Annotated in this window: 21 protein-coding genes and 1 tRNA gene; 13 read left to right on the top strand and 9 right to left on the bottom strand. The window is 40.5% G+C overall.

Annotated elements, in window-relative coordinates; genetic code table 11:
- The 3 genes from EDM53_RS03270 to EDM53_RS03265 all read right to left on the bottom strand — a co-directional run.
- On the bottom strand, positions 1–986 hold a 986-nt coding region (locus EDM53_RS03270; protein WP_165379604.1), incomplete at its 3' end, for an AAA family ATPase.
- Between the two features lie 119 nt (positions 987–1,105).
- A complete protein-coding gene (locus EDM53_RS06175) occupies positions 1,106–1,279 on the bottom strand; it encodes a hypothetical protein (protein WP_207215460.1) in 174 nt (57 codons plus the stop codon).
- A 104-nt stretch (positions 1,280–1,383) separates the two neighbouring features.
- The gene (locus EDM53_RS03265) at positions 1,384–2,229 is read right to left on the bottom strand and encodes a hypothetical protein (RefSeq protein WP_130122256.1); all 846 of its coding nucleotides are present in this window, start codon (positions 2,227–2,229) and stop codon (positions 1,384–1,386) included.
- Between the two features lie 225 nt (positions 2,230–2,454).
- Between EDM53_RS03265 and EDM53_RS03260 the strand changes: the two genes are divergently transcribed.
- The 9 genes from EDM53_RS03260 to tmk all read left to right on the top strand — a co-directional run bounded on the left by EDM53_RS03260 (position 2,455) and on the right by tmk (position 9,502).
- Positions 2,455–2,979, top strand: coding sequence for an SH3 domain-containing protein (locus tag EDM53_RS03260; protein ID WP_130122255.1), 525 nt, complete (start codon positions 2,455–2,457; stop codon positions 2,977–2,979).
- On the top strand, positions 2,963–3,457 hold the full coding sequence (gene rpiB, locus EDM53_RS03255; protein WP_130122254.1) for a ribose 5-phosphate isomerase B: 495 nt from the start codon (positions 2,963–2,965) through the stop codon (positions 3,455–3,457). The genes EDM53_RS03260 and rpiB overlap by 17 nt, the downstream gene beginning before the upstream one ends.
- Positions 3,458–3,731: 274 nt before the next feature.
- Positions 3,732–4,100 carry a helix-turn-helix domain-containing protein gene (locus tag EDM53_RS03250; protein WP_130122253.1) on the top strand — a complete coding sequence of 123 codons (369 nt, stop codon included), beginning with the start codon at positions 3,732–3,734 and terminating at the stop codon, positions 4,098–4,100.
- Positions 4,101–4,283: 183 nt separating this feature from the next.
- Positions 4,284–5,519 carry an EAL domain-containing protein gene (locus EDM53_RS03245; protein ID WP_130122252.1) on the top strand — a complete coding sequence of 412 codons (1,236 nt, stop codon included), beginning with the start codon at positions 4,284–4,286 and terminating at the stop codon, positions 5,517–5,519.
- Positions 5,519–7,102, top strand: coding sequence for a lysine--tRNA ligase (locus EDM53_RS03240; RefSeq protein WP_130122251.1), 1,584 nt, complete (start codon positions 5,519–5,521; stop codon positions 7,100–7,102). The genes EDM53_RS03245 and EDM53_RS03240 overlap by 1 nt, the downstream gene beginning before the upstream one ends.
- Positions 7,103–7,170: 68 nt before the next feature.
- A tRNA-Thr gene (locus EDM53_RS03235) sits at positions 7,171–7,245 on the top strand.
- A 102-nt stretch (positions 7,246–7,347) separates the two neighbouring features.
- Positions 7,348–8,391, top strand: coding sequence for an MraY family glycosyltransferase (locus EDM53_RS03230; protein ID WP_130122250.1), 1,044 nt, complete (start codon positions 7,348–7,350; stop codon positions 8,389–8,391).
- Between the two features lie 122 nt (positions 8,392–8,513).
- Positions 8,514–8,723: a cold-shock protein gene (locus EDM53_RS03225; protein ID WP_130122249.1), complete on the top strand. Its 210-nt coding sequence runs from the start codon at positions 8,514–8,516 to the stop codon at positions 8,721–8,723.
- Between the two features lie 95 nt (positions 8,724–8,818).
- Positions 8,819–9,502, top strand: coding sequence for a dTMP kinase (tmk, locus tag EDM53_RS03220; RefSeq protein ID WP_130122248.1), 684 nt, complete (start codon positions 8,819–8,821; stop codon positions 9,500–9,502).
- Positions 9,503–9,601: 99 nt separating this feature from the next.
- On the opposite strand, the gene EDM53_RS06170 is transcribed toward tmk, so the two are convergent.
- Entirely contained in the window at positions 9,602–9,772 is a 171-nt protein-coding gene (locus EDM53_RS06170; RefSeq protein ID WP_165379602.1) for a hypothetical protein, read from the bottom strand.
- 176 nt (positions 9,773–9,948) lie between these two features.
- On the opposite strand from EDM53_RS06170, the gene EDM53_RS03215 reads away from it, so the two are divergent.
- Positions 9,949–13,407 carry an acyl-[ACP]--phospholipid O-acyltransferase gene (locus tag EDM53_RS03215; RefSeq protein ID WP_277986525.1) on the top strand — a complete coding sequence of 1,153 codons (3,459 nt, stop codon included), beginning with the start codon at positions 9,949–9,951 and terminating at the stop codon, positions 13,405–13,407.
- 156 nt (positions 13,408–13,563) lie between these two features.
- Here the strand turns inward: EDM53_RS03215 and dapE are convergent, their stop codons facing one another.
- Together dapE and dapD are read right to left on the bottom strand one after the other, a co-directional pair.
- Complete coding sequence (gene dapE, locus EDM53_RS03210; RefSeq protein WP_130122246.1) at positions 13,564–14,715, bottom strand: succinyl-diaminopimelate desuccinylase; 1,152 nt, start codon at positions 14,713–14,715, stop codon at positions 13,564–13,566.
- 13 nt (positions 14,716–14,728) lie between these two features.
- Positions 14,729–15,562, bottom strand: coding sequence for a 2,3,4,5-tetrahydropyridine-2,6-dicarboxylate N-succinyltransferase (dapD, locus tag EDM53_RS03205; protein ID WP_130122245.1), 834 nt, complete (start codon positions 15,560–15,562; stop codon positions 14,729–14,731).
- 115 nt (positions 15,563–15,677) lie between these two features.
- Here dapD and EDM53_RS03200 point away from each other — a divergent pair, with 115 nt between their 5' ends.
- Positions 15,678–16,397, top strand: coding sequence for an MJ0042-type zinc finger domain-containing protein (locus tag EDM53_RS03200; RefSeq protein ID WP_130122244.1), 720 nt, complete (start codon positions 15,678–15,680; stop codon positions 16,395–16,397).
- A 344-nt stretch (positions 16,398–16,741) separates the two neighbouring features.
- Here EDM53_RS03200 and EDM53_RS03195 read toward each other — a convergent pair whose 3' ends face one another.
- Both EDM53_RS03195 and EDM53_RS03190 read right to left on the bottom strand, forming a co-directional pair.
- Positions 16,742–17,335 carry a hypothetical protein gene (locus EDM53_RS03195; RefSeq protein ID WP_130122243.1) on the bottom strand — a complete coding sequence of 198 codons (594 nt, stop codon included), beginning with the start codon at positions 17,333–17,335 and terminating at the stop codon, positions 16,742–16,744.
- Between the two features lie 96 nt (positions 17,336–17,431).
- Positions 17,432–19,552 carry a ComEC/Rec2 family competence protein gene (locus EDM53_RS03190; protein WP_277986524.1) on the bottom strand — a complete coding sequence of 707 codons (2,121 nt, stop codon included), beginning with the start codon at positions 19,550–19,552 and terminating at the stop codon, positions 17,432–17,434.
- Between the two features lie 317 nt (positions 19,553–19,869).
- On the opposite strand from EDM53_RS03190, the gene EDM53_RS03185 reads away from it, so the two are divergent.
- Together EDM53_RS03185 and EDM53_RS03180 are read left to right on the top strand one after the other, a co-directional pair.
- Positions 19,870–20,532, top strand: a complete 663-nt coding sequence (locus EDM53_RS03185) for an MBL fold metallo-hydrolase (RefSeq protein WP_207215459.1) — start codon at positions 19,870–19,872, stop codon at positions 20,530–20,532.
- Positions 20,533–20,669: 137 nt separating this feature from the next.
- Entirely contained in the window at positions 20,670–20,984 is a 315-nt protein-coding gene (locus EDM53_RS03180; protein WP_130122240.1) for a large ribosomal subunit protein bL28, read from the top strand.
- 225 nt (positions 20,985–21,209) lie between these two features.
- Here EDM53_RS03180 and tilS read toward each other — a convergent pair whose 3' ends face one another.
- Complete coding sequence (gene tilS, locus EDM53_RS03175; protein WP_130122239.1) at positions 21,210–22,487, bottom strand: tRNA lysidine(34) synthetase TilS; 1,278 nt, start codon at positions 22,485–22,487, stop codon at positions 21,210–21,212.
- Positions 22,488–22,661 lie beyond the last annotated feature (174 nt).

Here is a 22,661-nt window from a genome sequence, read left to right as displayed (position 1 = left end):
TCCTTCTTCACTACAGGTTTTGCTTTCCTTAACAGATCCCCTATCAACGCATTGTTTGACGTATTTAACCAGTATTCCTGTAGTATCCCTTCGTTGTCCAAGCAGTTAATTATAGACCAGGGGTTGTACAATACATGTTTCCCTATTTGATACCCGTTGTACCATTCTTTTATTTCACTAAGCGATACAGGTTGTTTTGTTTCTCCTAGTAGCTTTACAACCTCATCTTCTGTAAATCCAAAGTATTGTCCAAATCTCTCCCTAAGCATTGAATATACGGAGATGTTGTTCAACCCAGAAAACAAACTCTCCTGCGAAATACGTGTTATTCCGGTCACCACAGCCTTTGTCAGATAACTATTATCCTTTAATGCCTGCCCCAATATGCCCCGCATCAGCTCTACCATCTTCTCGTAGTACTTTTTTAGGTAAGCCTCCTGTATCGGCGTATCGTACTCGTCTATTAAGATGATAGGGTTCTTGCCACAATATCTGTGTATGTATATGCATAGACATTGCAGTGATTCCTGGACCTCTGAACTTTGCCCAGTCTTGTACAACAAACGGTTAAACACTCCCTTCTCATGGTCACTCAAACAACCAGATTCTAGCAAGTATCTATGCTGCCCATATAACCTACTAATCAACGATACTATATTCGCGTACGCATCTTGATAGCGCGACTTCTTCACATCCTTAAACGATATGAATATCACTGGATATTTATGCTGATGCTCCTCACAAAAAGCTTTGTCCTGACCTATATTCAGCTGCTTAAACAAATCCTCATCCTTTGGCTGACTAAGATCTAAAAAGTAGTACAGCATCGACAGATTCAACGTCTTCCCAAACCTTCTGGGCCTGGTGACCAGTATGATATCAGCACCATCGTCCATTACTTCTTTGATCAACAACGTCTTGTCCGTAAAGACATAGTTCCCCTTTACTATCTTTCTAAAATCGCTGACTCCTACCGGTAGTTTCATGGGTGTTTTTTATTTCTCTGCATTGTCAATACTATAACATAACATCCGGTATATAGTATAACATTTCTAACACTTCTGCGACTACATCATGAAACAAGCGTCATTTTTATAAGTTGACTTCAGTAGGCGTTCTTCCTGTATCGCTCCCGCGCCCCTCCTTTGGGATTCCGACATCCCACTTTGTCATTGCCGCTCCGCTCTTTTGTCACTCCACGCAACTCTTCCTTTGCCACTCTCGTCTCCCCTTTTGTCATTGCCGCTCCCTCCTGCGTCATGACCGTGAAACCGTCCATCCATCTACCTTTCCCAACAACTTAACATACAACTTTTGCCCGAATTCTTTTCATTCCAATTAATTTGCGGGCATACTCTAAGTTCCTATGTTGAGCATGTACTACTATGAGGTGTGTATGTTAGCCTCCAGTGTATTCAAATATTTTTTTACACTCTGTTGAATCTTGCTATTAGCGACTACACTAATAATCCCCGCATATCTGTTCACAATATAGAATGGCTTGCTTTCCTCCTCTCGAGATTTTGAATCAGTATGTACCTCAATCAGCTTACTTAAATTGTCGTCAATCGACCTCCATAACCCGTCTATGTCTTCAGTGGTATGACCATTCTTTGCCCCATGCATTATACCTTCAGGATAGTTAAGCTTATAATTCACAGTATAGGGCGTATCTCTTTCTACAGTCAGCAGACCGTTGTTGACTGTGTATCTCAGAGATGCCTGCTTCGCTATCATTCCTATTACTTCGTTTATGCTTCTATCCTTCACTTTCAGTATGATACCACCTTCAATCTTTGGATCGATTGCGATCTCAAGTTCAGCAAGCCTTGCAAGCTCTATAAGGACGTCCTTAATCTCTATATCTTCGGTGATAGAAAGGCTTATTGTCTTCGTGTTCGCCAAAACTGGTACTTCTGGCGTTAACAACACACCTTCATATGGAACAGCAGGAGCCTCTGCTTCCAGTCCACCCACATTTTGGGGTTGGCCACCAAGCTTTTGATGATCTTCCATTGCCTCGTCGGCTAGCTTTTTAGCTACCTCCTTCTCCTTACTGTTCTCATGGTACATTTTGACACCGCTCCCTTGAGGTACAAACCCTGAACCGTTGATGTGTTGATTACATGACGCAAGCACACCACAAAGTATTACAAGTGTAACACGTAAAGCGGAAAAGATACGTAAGCGCTCTACATATCTCCAAAATAATACCCAGTATACTCTCAAACCGTCCTCTCCCTTTAAGATTAAGCTTATTTTCCATGCTATTTTCTTTGGGAGTATTATTCAAGTAGATAGTGCGATACATCTATTTCTACAGCTTTGTATAGCGTTACAAACAATCTCTGAATGTCCACTATTCATGGTTTTTACAACTAAATACTGACATTATGGCTAAATTGTGATATGACCAATTGCAACTTCCTCACATGCTTTTAAAAATATACCAAAATGTCTTTGAAACCCCTTCAAAAATTAACATTGGTACATATAGCGATCGTGGGAATCTTAGCTTGCACAATAGCCCAAAGTAAAAGTAGATTGCCTATTCCAAGGTTCGTTAGCCTGAAGCCAGATGAGGTGAACCTTAGAAGTGGTCCAGGCTTTCAATATCCAATAAAATGGTCCTATAAAAGAAAAGGCTATCCAATGGAGGTAAGCGCAGAGTTTGAAAACTGGCGACAACTTCGTGATATAGACGGTACGGAAGGATGGGTCAATGGCAACCTAATAACCCCAAAACGTCGAATAGTTGCTATACCAAAAGGTAAGATCAATACCGGTGATCACCAGGAAATCATGCTCCTAAAATACCCAAACGAAACCGCACGTCCAGTAGTCCGAATCGAATATGGTGTCATTGGGGACGTCAAGAAATGTAATCAACACTGGTGCAAAGTAGTGATCAGATCCTATTCTGGTTGGATAAAAAAAGAAAATATATGGGGCGTCTATAAAGATGAAATTATACGATAACAAGATTTTCGTAGGTTCTGATCACGCTGGCTTCAAGCTTAAAGCCCATATCATATCCCATCTGAAGCATTTAAAGTGCACCGTCCAAGACGTTGGTACATCTAGTGAAGAAAGCGTAGACTATACAGACTATGTAACACTCCTAGTAAAAGCAATGCTAGCAGAAGATGAGAAACCACTTGGAATTTTAATTTGCGGTAGCGGTATAGGCATGAGTATAGCCGCAAACAGATATCCTCAAATTAGAGCAGCTCTATGCCATAGCGAAGATTATGCAAAAATCGCTAGGATGCATAATGATGCCAATGTTCTAGCACTAGGAGCACGTTATATAAGCCCTTCTACCGCTTTGGACATCATAACAACCTTCTTTACTTCTTCATTTGAGGGTGGTAGGCACACCGGACGTCTTGAAAAATTAGCAATGCTACCGAACTGTCAAAATAGCCTTAACTCCCATCACTCAAATAACTCATAATAAATTCGAGTTTTGGAGACAACTACGTTAAAAAGCCCAAGTATTAATATAGACCACCGCTTTCCTTATAATTACGAAGCAAATGTGGAGGAGAGACAAAATTCATATAAATATTTCTTGTCCATCACTCTCCAGTACTGTACATAATAATACTTGACAGCGTTGTTAAATTACCTTTTCTTTTAATACAGTGTGCCAACTTTCAAAAAAAAACGCCATATACCAATCCAAAAAGATATTTAACAGCTGAGCCACTTTTCAACTGATTAACAGTATGACACAAGAAGGAGTCTATAGAGGCCTCGGGCAAACATTGGAAAGCAAAAGGAAAGACTTTAATATCTCGCTTTCAGAAATGTCTAAAATGCTAAATATCAAAGAGGCATACCTCTCCGCCATCGAGGCTGGGAAAATGGAGCTGGTACCTTCCAAAACTTACTTTGTAGGTTTCGTCAAAAGTTATGCCAATACCCTAGGAGTAGACATCGCGATACCTAAAGATGATGAATATACCACAGATGATCCAACTTTCAAAAAACAGACGCTGCTTTATACAGAAGCAATGCTACCATCTTGGCCAATATTTTACATCTCTGCATTCACAACCTTTGCAGTCTACTTCACATTGTACATGACTATTTGACATCTTATGCAAACCTTAAAAACATTCACTTGCTCTTGTCTAAGAACTACAATACATTTCGCCCTGCTCCTTAATAAAGCTATACCCAAGTACAATCCAGAATGGTAAGTAATCCTAACAACATTACCATAAACCAAAAAGGAGCAGCTTATTGGTGGGGGAGCCTTTAATATAGTACATGAAATGCAAAACACCTTTTTCAGTTTCATCATCACAAAAATACAAGAGTACCTTCTACAACAGGACGATAAGACAACTTGTTATGCATTGTGCATACTCAAAATCCCCGATCTCGCAGTTGTGTTAAACACAGATGGAGTCTCAGGAGCTAGCAGTATTATAGAGTCTACTTCAAATATCATCATGCAGCATACGAGTAACCAAAGCCTCATACTACCCATAGGATTTGATACAATACTACTCTGCATACCTTCAAATCAAAAGGCCTATCATAAAGATGCACTGGGAGCTATACTGTCTGCAATTCGCTCGTGTAGCCACGGTATCTTACAGCAAGATACCTTTTTAAGACCTAGGTGTGGCCTCACCCTAATACAACCTTCCCAAAATCAAGAAATGCTCAAGGAATCCATCGCAAACTGCTATGTAGCACTGTACGAGTGCGAGGCCTCCGAAGAGACATCATACATGTGGAGCCAACAAAAAAATGGATACGTCGCCCAAAAAGCCAGCCAGTTACACCTCGCTAACTACATACACAAAGCAATCAGACAAAAGCGCTTACAGCTCGCTTTTCAACCCATCATAGATTCTAAAACCAAAACACACGGGTTTTATGAAGGACTCCTAAGGATACGTACAGAAGAAGGTAGAACCGTTTCCGTCGGACCATTCATTCCAATCGCAGAATCTATGGGATTAATATCCGAAATCGACCTGCTGGTATTGGAGTTAGCAGCCAATGAACTTAAAATGACACCAACACTCAAGCTCAGTATCAATATCTCCAACATGTCGACAGACGACGCCACATGGCTCACAAAAGCAAAGACCTTGCTTCCTAGTCAAGATATTGCAAGCAGATTAATTGTCGAAATCACAGAAACAGGTAGCAAACACGAGGTTAAAAGGCTAGCAAAATTCACAGATACTATGCATCAAATAGGCTGCTCCGTAGCAATAGATGATTTTGGAGCTGGATATACCTCGTTTACAGAACTCAAGTCCATCAACGCAGATCTAATCAAAGTGGACGGAAGTTTCATCAGAGACCTCATAGAAAATAGTCACAATAGAATCTTCGTGGAAACCCTCATACGCCTCGCACACGATATAGGAATGAAGGCGGTCGTGGAGTTCGTCGAAACAGAAGCTATAGCAAACATATTACTTGCAATGGGCACGGACTATATGCAAGGCAACCACTTCAGCCCAGCCGTTAACTACAAATTTTGGTGATGATACAAATGTTGGATGACAAAATACGTAAAAATATCGAAAAATTCTCCTGGCCCTTCAAAGAAGCAGAAGCAATTTTAAAAAAAATTAACTACCAACTCCCACAAAAAGGCTACGTGCTCTTTGAAACAGGTTATGGACCTTCAGGCCTCCCTCACATAGGGACCTTCGGCGAAGTCGTCCGAACAAAAATGGTACAACATGCTTTTGAAAAAATATCAAACATGCCAACACGCCTCTTTTGTATTTCCGACGACATGGATGGCATGCGCAAAATTCCAGATACCATTCCCAATAAGGAATCATACCACCAATACTTGGATCTACCTCTCACATCAGTGCCAGACCCTTTCGGTACACACCAAAGTTTTGGTCATAATATGAACGCCAGATTTCAAAATTTTTTAAATCATTTTGATTTTGAGTGCCAATTACTTAGCGCTACAGAATGCTATAAACAAGGCGTATACAATGATTCCCTCATGAAGGTCCTAAAAGCATATGATGCCATCATGAATATTATGCTTCCAACTCTGGGAGAAGAAAGACAAAAAACTTATAGCCCATTCCTTCCAATATGCCCTACTACAGGCAAGGTCCTAAATGTACCGATCGTAGCAACAGATACGCTCAACGGTACGGTCAGCTACAATGATGCGCTAGGGAATATGATCACAGTCCCAGTCACAAACGGCCATTGCAAGCTTCAGTGGAAGCCGGACTTTGGAATGCGATGGGCAACATTTGAAGTAGATTTCGAAATGTATGGTAAAGATCACCTGGTCAACGGTCGTATTTATAGCGAAATCTGTCAGACTATAGGCACCCCACCACCACACCAGATGTTTTATGAGCTCTTTCTGGATCAAAATGGCCAAAAAATATCCAAATCTAAAGGAAACGGCTTAAGTCTAGAACAGTGGTTACAGTACGCACCACGAGAAAGCCTCTCTTTCTTCATGTACCAATCTCCTCAAAAGGCAAAAAAGCTGTTCATCGACATCATACCCAAAAATGTTGACGAATATCTTACCTGGCTCGATAAGTACTCACAGGAATTGGACGAAGAAAAAAAATTAACCAATCCAGCGTATCACGTGCATATGGGGACACCCCCACTACCATCTTGTACATTGTCATACAGTCTGCTGCTCAACCTCGTTGCAGCCTGCGGCACATCAAGCGAAGATACAATATGGGGGTACATCAAGATGTGTAACTTTAATGTTGTCAAAGATACAAATTCACAGTTAGGCATGTTGATCAAATACGCGATACAGTATTATCACGACTTCGTTAAACCACATCAAATATTTAAAAAGCCTAACCACCAAGAGCTAGAAGCACTTAAGTATCTCAGAGATGCCCTCAAAACCACAACCACCAACAATCCACAAGAGCTTCAAAACCTCTTGTACGATGTTGCCGTAAAATTTCAATTTGAAATCAAAGATTGGTTCAAGGGATTGTATGAAATCCTCCTTGGGTCCTCAAGTGGGCCACGCTTCGGCTCCTTCATCAGCTTATACGGCGTTCAACAAACGATCGAACTGATCGACAGTAAAATCGATATTAAGCTATGAAATAATCTCTTGAAGCTTTCAACAACTCGGATATACTATCTCCGATACGTCAATTACTTCGTTTTTCAGCCGCCGTGGCACAGTGGTAGCGCACTTCATTGGTAATGAAGAGGTCGCAGGTTCGATTCCTGCCGGCGGCACCACATCATAATGGTAAGAAAACCTTTGCCCACCACTCTTTCCACACCAATGCTAATTATGATATGTAAAGTCACAGAATTTAGGTCAATTGTGTAAGGAAAATTATGGGTGTCGTCGAAGGAATAACATTGTTGGTGACCGCACTTCTCTCTTTCGTGCTTGTAAAGAGTTTCATTCACTTTTGTATACGCCACAATCTCCTAGCGTTTCCAAACTCTAGAAGCAACCACAAAGATCCTACACCTGTTGGTGGGGGAGTAGTAATATTAACGATTTTCTTCATGGGCAGCATACCAGTGATTTTAAGATTCACCGGTGATATGAAGGCCCCTCTCATATTATTCATGGCACTCGCATTGTTATGCATCATCTCATTTAAAAATGATATTTCTCCAATGTCCATATCATCCAGATTGTTAACACACGTTATAGCAGCCAGTTTGGGTGCATGTGTCGTAACAAGTCACGGCTCCATATTTGCTTACACCGTTCATCCGGACATTGAGTTCGGCGCCATAGTCTTCATAATCGTCGGCTTCATGAACATCTACAACTTTATGGATGGTATTGATGGTATGACTGGCATGGAGACTATCTTCTTGTGTACTTCATTGGGCATCTTGTTCTCCCTACTTCAAATTCAAACCAACTATACATACATATCTCTTTTGTTAGCATCTTCAACGATCGGGTTCCTGTGGTATAACTGGCACTCTGCCGCTATATTCATGGGCGATGCCGGAAGTATAACAATAGGATACATACTATCCCTGTTGCTACTTGTCCTTGCTGCAAAAGGCTATTGGTTGCAAGCCTTCATGTTACCCATGTACTACTTTATGGATGCAGGTCTAGTACTGTTAATACGAATAGTAAAACTCCAAAGGTTTTGGGAAGCACACTCAGAACATTTCTTTCAAAAAGCCGTACGCACCGGTATAAGCCATGCAGAAGTCGTTTTAAAAGTCGCAATTTTTAATATCGCCCTGTTTGGTATAGTGTTGTCAACGATAACACAGACACCACAAAAAAACCTCATAGCTCTACTAATAGCAATAGGCCTAGGTATGTTAACAGTATGCTCATTAAAAATTCCAATGACCTTTTTAAATCTAACCGTGAAAAGAAGTGTGCGGTATAAGCAATAAAAGTTGCTAGACATCTCAGATTAAGCTTGCATTTGCATAAATTAAATGTAAGTTAAGCGTAATGCCGGAAGTTCTGGAAGACAGCATCTGTCGGTTTACAAAATTTAATTACATGAAAAAAAATGAAACATAAAGGTACTATAAAGTGGTTTAATGCTACTAAAGGATATGGCTTTATTAAGCCCGACGACTCTGGAAGCGATGTGTTCGTACACATTAGCAGTTTGAAGTCTATCAATGTCGCTTCTATGGTTGAAGGGCAGAAAGTTGGTTATGAGTTAGTGCAGTCGCCTAACAAGAAAGTTTCCGCTGAAAACGTCGTATTGATATAACCAATACAGTCGTTGCTAGCAGTTTGGTTATCGGGCTTTTCTAGTCCCTTCCCGGTTTTTGGTTCAATATAACTTTCCTTTGTATAAGTTGATCGATGTTAAGTCGTGGGTTGTTTGTTACGTTCGAGGGCGGTGAAGCTTCCGGCAAATCCACCCAAGTTAGAATCCTAGAGGATATACTCACTAACCTTGGCTTCGATGTTGTCGTAACAAGGGAACCAGGCGGTACTGTCTTCGCAGAGAAGCTACGCTCGATATTGTTAGATGGAAATGGCGTAACAGATCCTCTGACAGAATTTCTACTTTTCAATGCTGCAAGGAGAGATCACGTTGTAAACGTGATTGAGAAAGCTGTAGCACAGCAAAAAGTAGTAATATCAGATCGGTTCCTCGACTCCTCTCTTGTTTATCAAGGGTATCTTAAAGGCATTTCAGTGGATTTGATACACGAAATTAGCCGCCTAAGTATTGGAGAATGTACCCCAGACCTTACCATACTCCTGGATGTTGATCCAGAACTTGCCCGTTCCAGACTCAAGCAGTCGTTCTCACACCATACCCACTATGACAAGGCAGATATTCAATCCTTCACTCTCATAAGAGAAGGTTTTTTGAAATTGGCGGCCTTGTTTCCCGACAGAATAGTTACAATCCCTGGAAATACAGACTCCTGTACACTGTCTGCGCAAATAGCCAATTTGGTGTTAGAACGAATCAAAGCAAGAGACGCACAGTCTCTGTCCACCGACACCCTTGCAAACAACAAAGATGCAGTATAGGAACTGAATCAGACTTTCCAACGCCACTCTCTCTTCTTTGCCACTTCTGTCCTCCTCCTTTGCCATTCCGGCATCCCCCTGTGTCCCTCCCTTCCTGCGTCATCCCCGCAACTCTTCCTTTGCCGCTCCGGCATCTTCCTTTGCCATTTTAGTCCTCCTCCCTCGCCACTTCCATCCTCCTCCTTTGCCATTCCGGCATCCCCCTGTGTCGCTCCCTTCCTGCGTCATCCCCGCTCCTCCTGCGTCATGCCCGTGAAAACGGGCATCCATTTGACCTTTCCAACAACTTCACAGGCAACCTTTGCATAAATTCTTTTCATTGCAGTTAATTTCCATATAAGCTCTATATATTCACATACGATAAATTTGGACTTTTCGTTGCCTCCAAATGGTGAATCTGATACAATCCACGGCAATCTTAATTTCCATCTATCCCGGGTGAGCAATTGAAACTTAGTCAGTTACTAACAACAAGAAGGTTCTTGCCTTTATTTGTATGCCAATTTGTTGCCACTTTTGGCGATAATTTTATACGTACCGCTTTTATTACACTCATAGGGTTCTACTCACCAGAGTTAAGTAGCCTAAAAAGATCAATATTGATACACTTAACAATGGCACTGTTTATAGTGCCGTTTTGTTTATTTTCCGCTACTGGCGGTAAACTTGCAGATAAATTTTGCAAGGGCATATTTGTTCAGTGGTTGAAAGTTAGCAATATAGTAGTTTGCGGAATCGTCGTAGTCGGGTTCATGACAAACAACCACATTCTGTTACTGCTCTCCATCTTTCTAATAGGCATCGAGGCCGCTTTGTTTGGGGCCGCTAAATACAGTATCCTCCCTGAAAGTCTGACCAAAGATGAACTCATCTTTGGTAATGGCCTCATAGAAGCAGGAACATTTATAGCAATACCTCTTGGTATCATCTTTGGCGGAGTTTTGGTTTCTGATACCTCAGTAACTCTTGTATCAGTACTGACGATCGCAATGGGCCTAATAGGATATATATCATCATTGTTTATCGTCGATAGCAAGATTTGTGCTCCAAAAACCGAAATTCGCTGGAACATCGTCAAAGAAACCTTAGACTGCGTCGAAACCTTGCGAACCAATCACAGAGCCTTTCTTTCAGTCTTGGGGATCTCATGGTTCTGGCTGATCGGAGGCCTGTTCATTTCACAGGTCCAAGGTCTCACCAAAGAGGTGTTCAGTGGCGACCAATCCGTATTCATTCTGCTTTTAAGTCTATTTTCCATAGGAATGGGGGTTGGTTCCGTGCTATGCGACAGATTGCTACATAGCCAAGTGTCGGAAAAATATGTACCTGCCTCCATGATGATCCTAAGCTGCTTCTTTTTAGATCTCTGGTGGGTTAGCACCTTGACTCTCAAAAGAGAGTACCTTGGGGGTATTCACTACTTCCTTTCAACGTCCGAAGGTGTAAGAGCTTGTATCGACATATTCTTTATCAGTGTGTGTAGCGGTATATACGTTGTACCACTCTACGCAATTTTACAAACATCGATGGACATAGCACGACGATCACAAGCGATAGCAGCAAACAATATCGTTAGCTCCGGTTTCATGGTTGTGGCAAGCTTGATCAGTATGTGCCTTGTGACAATAGGTCTATCGGCCTCACAGCTGTTGTTTGTACTTGCGGTCGCAAACTTCTTTACCGCAACATACATCTGCAGAATTCTACCAGATAAAATGGTCAAAAGCTTGTTGGAAATCGTGCTGAAGTTGATATATAGGGTCGAAGTCATAGGACTTGAAAATTACCACAAAGCCGGCAAAAGAATATTGGTAATAGCAAACCACGCATCGTTTTTAGATCCACTCCTGATAGGTATTCTATTGCCAGGAAGATTTACCTTCGCAATTGACACTTACATAGCAAGAAAGTGGTGGTTGCGACCATTCCTGACATTCCTAAGAGCTTATCCAGTAGACCCTACCAATCCTATGGCTGCAAAAACATTGATAGACCAGTTAAAAGCTGAAAGACCTGTCGTGATATTCCCAGAAGGTAGAATTACAGTCACTGGCTCTTTAATGAAGGTATACGAGGGTCCTGGACTCATAGCCGATAAGGCCAATGCCACACTCTTACCAATTCGAATCGATGGTACCCAGTACAGCCTATTCTCCAAAATGCACGGTAAACTAAAGCTTAAGCTGTTTCCTAAAATTGTGATTCACATTCAGGAGCCACAAAAACTGAGAGTACCGGCACATCTCACAAACAGGGAAAGACGTCATGCAGTCGGCAACATGTTGTATGACATTATGTCAGAGATGATGTTTGCTGGTAGTAAAAATACCGTCACCCTCTTTGAGTCACTCACCGAAGCATATAAGCAGTTTGGTAGAAGGACCGTTATCATACATGACGCAAATAAAAATTCCATGAGTTACTATAAACTCATGGTTGGGGCATTCCTCTTGGGAGATAGGATTGCAAAATCCACAGAACATCGAGAACGCATTGGTATCATGTTACCAAATGTTGTTGCAACAGTGAGCCTCTTCTTTGGTGTACTGGTGCGCGATAGAATACCTGCAATGCTCAACTTCTCGACCGGTACGTCTAATATATTGGCATCCTGTACTGTCGGAAAGATAACCAAAATATATACCTCCAGGGTCTTCGTTGAAAAGGGAGGGCTTGAAAACGTTGTCAACAGCATAGAAAAAAGTGGCATAGAACTAATTTACCTAGAAGATATCCGTAGTTCTATATCATTGATTGAGAAGTGCAGTGCAATGTGGAAAGCGATTTTCCCTACACGCTACTACCATAAGTACTACGACGACAAAAAAATGGAAAGACCGTCCCCAGATGAACAGGCCTTACTAGCATTCACATCAGGTTCCGAGGGAAGACCAAAGGGCGTGGTATTAAGCCATTCCAATATTCTCTCCAACCTCAAGCAGCTTGCATCCAGAATAGACTTCACATCATCTGATAAGCTGTTCAACGCATTACCCATCTTTCATGCATTTGGACTGACAGGCGGTATGATATTGCCTATTTTCTCAGGAGTGAAAACATACCTCTATCACTCCCCACTCCACTACAGAATCATACCAGAACTGATCTATGGAATTAATGCAACTTGCTTCTTTGCAACTGATACATTTCTTGCAAATTACGCAAAGTATGCACTTCCATACGATTTCTTTAGTATACGATACGTGTTCGCTGGAGCAGAGAAATTAAAACCAGAAACCACAAAAATGTGGATGGAAAAATTTGGTATCAGGATACTAGAAGGGTACGGTACAACCGAAACCTCTCCAGCGATCGCCCTGAACACAGGTATGCATTCTAAAATAGGTACTGTTGGCAGAATATTGCCTGGTATGAAATACATCGTTGAACCTATAGAAGGAATCAAAGAAGGCGGCAAGTTAATAGTGTCGGGACCAAATGTAATGCTTGGATACATTAGATATGACAACCCTAACGTCATAGAAAAGCCAAAGTATAAAATCGGAAGCAAAATGGTCAGCGGTTGGTACGATACTGGAGATATCGTCGATGTTGATGCTGAGGGTTATATCACCATAGTCGGTCGAATCAAACGCTTTGCAAAGGTCGGCGGTGAGATGATTCCTTTAAGCGTCATTGAAGAGATGGTATCAAAGTTGTGGCCTGAATCCAGAAACGCAGCAGTTGTTGTAAATGATCCAAAAAAGGGAGAAAGCATTATATTATTTACTACACATACTGCGGCTACAAAGGAGGATATCACACAGTATCTGATACAATCTGGGTATTCCGAACTGTTTGTGCCCAAATCTCTCCATCACATACAGGAGCTGCCTATGCTTAGCACTGGTAAAACCGATTACCCTGCACTTCTGGAAATCCTCTCTCCTCTCGAAAACTCTTAAATAGACCTCTTGCATAACTCATAAATGAGTGAGGAATTTTTAGGAAAAACGCAGGTGAGCACCGCAGCATATCCTATATATGTGAGGAGCGCAGACAAATTTTGACGACAAAGACGACGAAATAACCACTCAGAATGAGTTAGGCAAGAGGTCTAATCAAAGATTGCCAACCTCGAAGTAGGTTTGAAGCATTGCGTAATACACATTCATGAGGTTCACAAGCTCCTGAATCGTAGTGTGTTCATCAACCTGATGCGCTGTCACATTGCTTAGCCCATACTCAACAACAGGACAGTAGTTTTTAATAAACCTAGCATCCGACGTACCTCCCCTGGTATTAAAGGTGCAATCGCTCTTCAGTGCGTTTTTAATAGCAATCGCACAAATATCAAGTATTCCTTTGTCTTTGACCACAAAAGCTTCACCGGATACTCTTGATGCGATATGATATTGATCACAAGCGTGCTTCTCGCATACACTTTTGATCACTTCAAAGAGCTTGGGACCATCATAGCACGTATTGAACCTGACGTTGATGTGAGCAGAAGCTAACCCTGGAATAACATTAGGAGCCTTATTGTTCACATCGATACTTGTGAGCTCTAAATTGGAAGGCTCAAAGTCCTCATTGCCCCGATCCAATGTGATTTCATTCAAATCGTGTAGCACATTTGTCAATCTAGTCAATGCGTTATCAGCATACTTATTATATGCAACATGTCCTTGCTTTCCACGTACCGTAATATCCACGTTAAAGCTACCCCTGCTGCCTATTTTCACTGTCCTTCCTAAAGTATCTGGGTTTGTTGGTTCTCCTATGATACAAATGTCTAATTTCTCGCCTTTATGTTCTAAATACTTCAACACCTTTGGAGTTCCATTAGTAGCATCCGCTTCTTCGTCACCTGTTATTAGAAAGCTAATGCTACCATTGAACTTTTGCGATCTTATGAAATTAGCGACAGCAAAAATCATTGCCGCTATAGCGCCTTTCATGTCAACTGTGCCCCTCCCATAGACTAGTCCATCTTTGATACTTCCATCAAATGGTGGAAATTGCCACTTATCAACTGGACCAGTTGGCACCACATCTGTATGTCCCGCAAAACAGAAATTAGGACCCACAGTACCATAGCGCGCATACAGATTCCTCACCGGATACGAGCCATCACCCTCAAAAGTCAGAATTTTACAATCAAATCCTAATTCGCTTAACTTCGAGGCAACAATGTCTATAGCTCCATCATCATTAGGAGCAACACTTTGGCACCTCAGTAGCCTTTGTAACAGCTCTAGTATATCATTCATCTCTCCATCCACCTCAGTGCCTTAATATTTCGTTAATTGATGTACTAGCTCTCGTTTTATTGTCTACTTTTTTTACAATAATTGCGGCAGATGTGTGGGTTTTACCATCAGAACTAGGTAGAGAGCCCGGTACCACCACCGAACATGACGGTATTTTACCATATATTATTTGATCGCTCTCACGATCATAAATACGCGTTGAACTGGTTATAAATACACCTGCAGATATTACGGCGCCCTCCTCTACTATAACACCTTCCGTTACAGCACTTTTCATACCTATAAAGACGTTATCTTCTATAATAACTGGATTCCCCTGTAATGGTTCAAGTACCCCACCTATGCCTGCACCTTCTGAAATATGGCAGTTCTTGCCGATTTGCGCACAACTTCCAACCGTCACCCATGTATCTATCATAGTTCCTTCGTCGATATAAGCACCTACATTGATAAAAGAAGGGGTGAGGACTACGTTTTTGGCAATGTATGCTGAATATCTCACAACTGTTCCTGGCACCATTCTAAAACCCCCAGATTCAAAAGCTTCCCGATTATAACACATAGTCTTCAGAGGTATCTTGTCGTAAAATCTAAGGTCGCTTGTGGGATTAATAACCTTGTTGTCACTGTACCTAAATGACAACAAAATCGCTTTTTTGATCCACTGATGTACATGCCACTTGCCATCTTTCTTCTCCGCTACCCTTATCTCACCACCATCGAGCGCATCAAGCACTTTTTGAATAAGGGCCATTCTCTCCTCTAGCACAGACGGCTTCAAGTTAGTTCTGTCACCTACGTCTGAATTATTCCATAACGCGTCAATTTCTCTGGCTAAATTGTTCATTTTCACCTATATAGATAACGTATGTTATTTAGGTTAGCATTTGCTTTTTGCTGTGCAGTAACCAAGTTCGGCAATACACTAGCCCAATAGCTAAACTAAAGCAAGCGGTGATAATATGATCATAACATGTACAAACTGTAATACCGATTTTAAGATCACGATGGACGACATCGGCCAATATGGAAGATTTGTACGTTGCTCGCAGTGTGGTTACGAGTGGGTAGCAACAGTTGAGGAAGCGTTCACATTGTCCGATCTTGTTAGCAGAAAAAGTCATCAGGAGGATCAAGGAGACACTAAATCCATTGTCTATACAAACAAGGAATGTAGTAACAATACTCGTCACTTTATAAGAGCAATACTACTTGCCTCCACTATATTCTTCGTCGGTACCGTCCTTTTCTTTTATAGGTACGAAACAGCAGTACTGTTCCCATCTATCAATAAGCTAGGAGATGCAATGGGTCATCAAATTAACCATACCTTGTTGTTGGAAAAACAAAACAGTCAAGTTACCATCAAGAATCTTGGCAATAACATTGAGTTTCATACAACAATAACCATACTCAAGAAGGATAGGTTACAAACTATGCTCAGTGGGTTTGATGTAGTTGCATTTGACAATAATGGTGACGTTTTGGCAGACATGTTCGTTAATCAACAAACGGTTTTGACAGGTCATAATATAGTCAAATTGAAGGTGCCTGACATTCCATCAAACACTTCATCACTATCCATTACGGCTGTCATGAACACTGCCACAGGAATCAATTTTATTGATAGAAGACCGATAACAATCTCAAAACTTATCAAGTTATACCAAATTTCAGATTAAATCAGGCAAATGGATTTGAAGATGGGGCTGCGTAAGCGTATTGCTGCAATACGTGCGCAAAGCCGAGTTTCACAAAATCCGTTTTGAATCATTTAAAAATGAGATTTGGTATTAGAGACAACCATCCCAGGCTCCCCTTCTTTGCATTCCTGCATCTTCCTTTTTGTCACTACCTCTCCTCCCTTTTGCCATTCCCGCAACAGCGAGAATATTTATGAGTTATGCAAGAGGTCTATTCCAATTAATTTGCGGACATGCTCTAATGCTAAATTTCGGAAATAATCACGCAAAAAAGCTGACATAATAATGGAATCACAGGATTTCAGGAGCTAAGCAACACCTCTTCATTTATCTGCCCCTTTTGCTCTTGCTTTTTTGGATGATTTGGAACGTGACTTGGTGTTTTGTGTCCCAACTGTGCTAGAAGTCGGCACTCTAATGGTCTGCGCTGCACATACATCAAAATACTCTAATACCAACCTTCTTGTAGCTTCAATGTCGAGATGATGGTGTACTATTTTTCGTTTTATCTCATCCATGTATCGCAGTACTTGATCCACCAGATAACAAGCAAGTAATGGTATCAAGTTAATTTGCTCCTTTTGAATTATAGGCAAACCTCTTAATTGAAAGAGAGCATCCTCGTCTACACAAATACGTCTCATAGAGGTAAGTGCCTCGTAAAACTCCGCGTTCTGAAAGTCCTGCTCCACCTCCTCTAGTATATTCAGAATAGTGTGAAACTCAGATGTGGAGATCTTTGGTGTTGTACTAAGTACAAACAATATAGACTTCTCAAGAAACTCATGCGAAAAAAATCCAGCACGTTGGACCTCTCGAAGTATCACCTCCAGAAAACGACGAAGAGACAAAATAAGCTCCCCTACGTTCTGCTCCGAAGAAGCATTAGACAATTTATGTGTACAGTTCCCTTGCATTTTTAACCCCTATTACTTTAACTATTATTACACCGCACCGTTTTATAGTATTGATTTGAAAACGGATGCGCCAACGTCTCCACCACAAACTTACCCTCAGTAACCCATATCTCCATCTTTTCGACTGTATAATCTATTCCAAATTCTTTTACCCCCTATATTCATTGAATTGGTAACATTAATTTTACCACCGTTAATTTTTATAAAATGTGCTCCTCCAGATTTCAAGATAGTATTATTAATTTTTTTTACATTGTTGCAATAAACACTACTCGATGTCAGGTTGATCAACAACCCTATATTATGACAATTCACCAGTTTCACATTTTTATTTCCTATAATTAAAACATTTTGTCCATCTCTACCGTACATACATGCGTCTGCATTACATCCAGAGATGTTCATATCGTTTAGCAGCCTTACATTGTTACCATAGGCTTCACTCCAAACATCCAGCACGTACTTGCTCTTTTTGTTTGATGAGATAATTAGTCCATCATTATCTCTAATTGCAAATAATTTACTAGACGGCTCAATCAAAATATCTGGTCGATCATACGGAGATTTCAAAAATGGTCCACACAGCATTAGCATCAGGAATAAGTAGCGAATATTGCTAGCAGCTATAAAATATCCAAACATCCCGTATGCTGTTAGCACTAAACCCAGTCCTGAAGGAGGAGCTATAGCCAACGACGCATAAGGAATGTTTGACACATATTTCGCTACCATATAAATCAAATCCACACCAGTTCCCATAGCAACTACTGGAAACTTCTCATAACCAAACGGCATCAGCAATAGTGACACAATACCCCATGGCATTATCCAAAAGTCATTTATTGGAATAGCAACAAGATTTGTCAACGCACCATACACTGATACATTATGAAAGTGGTATATGACAAATGGGGCTGTAGCTAGACTTGCAATAATGGATGCCAGACATATTGTCCCAAAATAAGCCAGTAGCTTTGACATTCTTGAGGCTTTAACAATTTGTATAGATGTCAAAAATAACGTACTCAGTTTACTTAATGACACTATCAATGCAAAGGAAGCCGCAAATGACATTTGTAAACTTGGATTTAACAGCTCTTGTGGGGCCATTAATAAAATCAAAATAGCAGATATAGACATTGCACGAACCGCCGAAGATTCACGCCCCAAAATGATTGCTATTAGTGCAATACTTGACATAATGAATGCCCGTTGTGCTGATATAGGACTCAAACTTAACTTCAAATAAAAAGCACTACCAAGAAGCGCAACAATTGCTGCAATTTTTTTTGAATCTATTCTAAGAGCAATATATTCGATTTTTAAAACACAATACCGTGCAGTAAAAAATAATATTCCTACCAGCACGATCATGTGCATACCGGATATTGCTAATAGATGTGCTATACCCGCGTCCCTTACCACTTCGATCGTATCTTTTGGAACTAAACCCACATCCCCTACCAAAATACCAGTAGCTATTCCAGTCGCCGGCTGTTTTAAGTGCAATTTCATTTTTTCTATGATCGTGTTCCTCATGTTTGGAAAGTCAAAAACACGATCTATGAATTGCTTCTCATACCTTGCTAGAATTGTTGGCGCTCCAGTTGCATAACCTACCGCCCCAATTCCTTTAAAATAGGCGTATCTCCTGAAATCGAACCCATTTGGTACTAATATGTGTGGTAACGGAAATAGACGAGATGGTATGGACACGGTATCACCTATACTAAGCCTTTCATGATCGATATGCTGATCATGAAACAACTCTTCTTTAACGTTTATTCTGATACCTTTAAGCCGCCTGACATCCTCTACCGACTCTTCCCTTGAATGATCTAAAGCACTGGACCAATTCGATGTTTTTCCTCTTCCATCATTTATGGGTAATACTTCTTGAATGTTTCTAATGACCAACCGCCTTTTTCCCTCCATATGTTGAATGTCAAACACATCGCCAGTTATCAGCATTTCCGGTATTTCTTTTTCCAAAGCTTGATGGTTGATAGCATATGTGTGAAGCTGCGTTACACAGAAACCAAGAAAATAGAAACATACGCACATCCATAACTTCAAGAATCTACCCCGCTTCCTAAGAAATATAAGAGCTCCACAAATCACAAGTGAGGCCAGTCCAGTTACATAGACATCAGGCTCTCTTGAAAAAGAGAAGTACGTGAGAATTCCAAGGCTGAAAAAATACGGGAGCCATGACAACAGGTTTGCTTCCTCTTTTAGAAGACAAGAATGGAACTTGCAGTAAATATGATTGTAAAGTATCAAATTACCTCTTTTGAAAATTTGTATATACCGCTATACCATCTATGACACATATATGAGATCTTTAAACTTCACACAATATTCAATTACATGATTCAAAAAAGTTTGGCCTAGAAGAGATCAGATACATGAATGAGATTAGATATACAATATTGGGATGTGGTAATTCAACAGGTGTGCCCCAAATAGCCTGCGAATGCATGGTTTGTAAATCACCCAACCCTAAAAACCACAGAACTAGAGCGTCTTTGCTTGTGGAATCAAAAAATACAAAGATTTTGGTGGACACAACACCAGACCTCAGATTCCAAGCTCTTAAACACAATATAAAATATGTCGACGCAATTTTATATACTCATCCACATGCTGATCACATCATGGGAATAGATGATGTTAAACTTCTAAGCAAAAACGATCGACCAATTCCATGCTATGGAGAACCAACTTGTTTAGCCACATTGGAGCAACAGTTTCCATACAATATCAAACAGTTAAATCCACTATATCCCCCTAAGATCAAGCCCGTTCCCATATCGCCGTACCAATTCTTCACAATACAAGACGTCGATGTATACCCGTTTTTACAGGAACACGGAGGAATAAATTCTTTAGGGTTCAGAGTTGGTTCTGTTGCATATTCAACCGATTTGGTAAAGTTACCACAAAGATCGGTAGAATCTTTGAAAAATCTCGATATTTGGATTCTTGATTGCCTTAGATACTCTGTATCTCCTTCCCACATTCCACTAGAGTTGGTACTACACTGGACTCAAGTTTTGTCACCAAAATTAACTGTACTAACTCATATGTCACACTCTATTGAGTATGAAGAGATAAAAAAGATGCTACCCTCAAACATCGTTCCAGCATACGATGGTATGATTCTAAGCAATCTCACTGTTACAGAGTCTAGCTAAAGGCAATGGAGCTCATAATATCAGTATTTAAAAAGTAAGGTGCGTAGATTGTGTCGGCTGACAGGTATTTTTGCTTGAACTTTAGTTAAGTTGCTGATAGAAGTAGGTGAAATCAATAACTAGTTTCTAAGCGGTTTATGTCTAGAAGATGTAGCTTAAATTTAACAAAGGGTGTGATGTCTGGTCATACTGTTTCCCACTCCAATATAAAGACGAAACGTAAGTTTCTTCCAAACGTACAAGTATTTTCCTTGCATAGCGATGCACTTAACGTTGAGGTGCGATTTAATGCTACTCCTAGCACCATTAGATCGATAGAGCATAATAACGGTATAGACCAGTATCTTCTTAAGACACCTGCAAATAAGCTTTGCTCTGCAGCAAAAAATCTAAAGAAAAAACTCGTTCGTGTCCTCAAAAATCAAAGCGGTAGCCGCTCCGCCCTGTCTTGAATCTGCATATAGCGTTCCACATCCATTTGGTTGAAGCGATATTTGTGGTGCTGTAACGTCTGACCAAGTTTCTTTTTGTATCGGTTTCTCTTTGAATTATACCGATTCTTATTTTTAAATGATTCAAAACGGGTTTTGTGAAACTCGGCTCTGCGCAGGTATTTCAATACGCTTACGCAGCCTCATCCTCAAATCCATTTGCCTGATTTAATCTGAAACTTGGTACTACTCGTTGGTCCACAAACACCTGAACGATTTGATTTTCACATCGGCTTTTGTGATCCCAAGGTGCGGATAGCAGACTAGATTTCCGTTCGTGTCAAATATTCCAGGGGTAGTCGACAGAACTAAGCTATTTGGAGGTTCAACACCTTGGTGATCAAAATCAGTCCTCAGAAGATTCTGCCCATTTTTACCTAGAGCTGTTACTTTCAATGTAAGAGGGGTCTCTAGTTCAATAACAAACCTGTTATCCCAGGTGATCTCTGCGTTTGGTAAAATGTGTTTTGAACTTTCCACACTTCTTAATTCTCGATAAAACAGTATTTTGTCTTTTTTCTTTACTATTTCAACCCCTCCAAGTGTTTTATGAAGTATTTGTTGAGCTTTAATGTTTTTATATAGGTGCAATAAACTAGCAAGCCTACAAACTTCCTTTCCTCCGTTAAATTTGTTGATAATTTTGGAGAGAAGTTTAAGAGCTATTTCTTCATGCAAGGCACAAAAATCTAAATGCTCACAAAAGATAAAACCATAGATATTTATGTTACACATTCTATAGAAACAGGAGTCTACCTCTTGATCGATAAATGTTCTGACCCGATTCATATTGTCGGCAAACAGTGCGAGCCTGTTGATCCAAAGCTCTTTATTTGAAAGTTGACTAAATAAAGTTCGTATTTTTACTCTTTCAAATAGTTGATTTTGGTTTGACTTGTCTTCAACCCAGCTCCATCCAGCTTTGGATATTGTGTAACATATCTGATGTCTATGAAACGGTAATAGAGGCCTTATAATCTTAATACCGTTTAGTATAGTTTGTGTTGGAATACCTATTGCTCCGTTCACACCACTTCCTCGAGATATTCTCATGAGAACTGTTTCTGCCTGATCGTCCTTATTATGACCTGTAAACAGATATTCCAATCCATTCTCTTGACAGTATTTTGTTAGTAGGTCATATCTAGCTTCCCTGGCAGCCTTCTGTATATTGCTTAAAGGCTTATTCCAGAAGATCGGAAGTATTTTCGCCCTTAGCCCATACGATTCCAAGATCGATACTACATATTCTGCCTCCACTGAGGATTCCTGCCGTAGTTTGTGATCTACAACTAAGCACGTTAGATCTATTCCTTTTCTTGCAGACCAAAATTGCGACAAATGACACAAGCACATGCTGTCTATTCCCCCAGAAACTGAAAGACCAACACGTTTTACATTCTGAGAGTCGAGAAGCAAGTCAAGGTTCAGACAAAACTGCTCTATGTCTACACCGCTTACCATATGTTCCTAACTTGTACTAACAGAAGAGACGGTATAGATACAGTCAAGGTATTTGAGTGGTTGAAAAATAGAAACATAAATTGTTGATATATCCATAATACGTTGTTGATATGATGGCAGATATGTTGTCATTAACAAATTGTCTAAGCAGTTTGACAAAGATATCAACAATTG

Origin of the sequence: Rickettsiales endosymbiont of Peranema trichophorum, from assembly GCF_004210275.1 — a bacterium.
Taxonomy (GTDB): domain Bacteria; phylum Pseudomonadota; class Alphaproteobacteria; order Rickettsiales; family Midichloriaceae; genus RICK02.
The sequence above is the reverse complement of the archived record's forward strand: the minus strand, read 5'-3'. Positions and strand labels throughout refer to the sequence as shown.

Coding starts and splice junctions, on each gene's coding strand:
- EDM53_RS06175 (WP_207215460.1), bottom strand. CDS start 1,279: ATGGACGGTTTCACGGTCATGACGCAGGAGGGAGCGGCAATGACAAAA.
- EDM53_RS03260 (WP_130122255.1), top strand. CDS start 2,455: ATGTCTTTGAAACCCCTTCAAAAATTAACATTGGTACATATAGCGATC.
- rpiB (WP_130122254.1), top strand. CDS start 2,963: ATGAAATTATACGATAACAAGATTTTCGTAGGTTCTGATCACGCTGGC.
- EDM53_RS03250 (WP_130122253.1), top strand. CDS start 3,732: ATGACACAAGAAGGAGTCTATAGAGGCCTCGGGCAAACATTGGAAAGC.
- EDM53_RS03245 (WP_130122252.1), top strand. CDS start 4,284: ATGCAAAACACCTTTTTCAGTTTCATCATCACAAAAATACAAGAGTAC.
- EDM53_RS03240 (WP_130122251.1), top strand. CDS start 5,519: ATGATACAAATGTTGGATGACAAAATACGTAAAAATATCGAAAAATTC.
- EDM53_RS03230 (WP_130122250.1), top strand. CDS start 7,348: ATGGGTGTCGTCGAAGGAATAACATTGTTGGTGACCGCACTTCTCTCT.
- EDM53_RS03225 (WP_130122249.1), top strand. CDS start 8,514: ATGAAACATAAAGGTACTATAAAGTGGTTTAATGCTACTAAAGGATAT.
- tmk (WP_130122248.1), top strand. CDS start 8,819: ATGTTAAGTCGTGGGTTGTTTGTTACGTTCGAGGGCGGTGAAGCTTCC.
- EDM53_RS06170 (WP_165379602.1), bottom strand. CDS start 9,772: ATGGATGCCCGTTTTCACGGGCATGACGCAGGAGGAGCGGGGATGACG.
- dapE (WP_130122246.1), bottom strand. CDS start 14,715: ATGAATGATATACTAGAGCTGTTACAAAGGCTACTGAGGTGCCAAAGT.
- dapD (WP_130122245.1), bottom strand. CDS start 15,562: ATGAACAATTTAGCCAGAGAAATTGACGCGTTATGGAATAATTCAGAC.
- EDM53_RS03200 (WP_130122244.1), top strand. CDS start 15,678: ATGATCATAACATGTACAAACTGTAATACCGATTTTAAGATCACGATG.
- EDM53_RS03195 (WP_130122243.1), bottom strand. CDS start 17,335: ATGCAAGGGAACTGTACACATAAATTGTCTAATGCTTCTTCGGAGCAG.
- EDM53_RS03180 (WP_130122240.1), top strand. CDS start 20,670: ATGTCTAGAAGATGTAGCTTAAATTTAACAAAGGGTGTGATGTCTGGT.
- tilS (WP_130122239.1), bottom strand. CDS start 22,487: ATGGTAAGCGGTGTAGACATAGAGCAGTTTTGTCTGAACCTTGACTTG.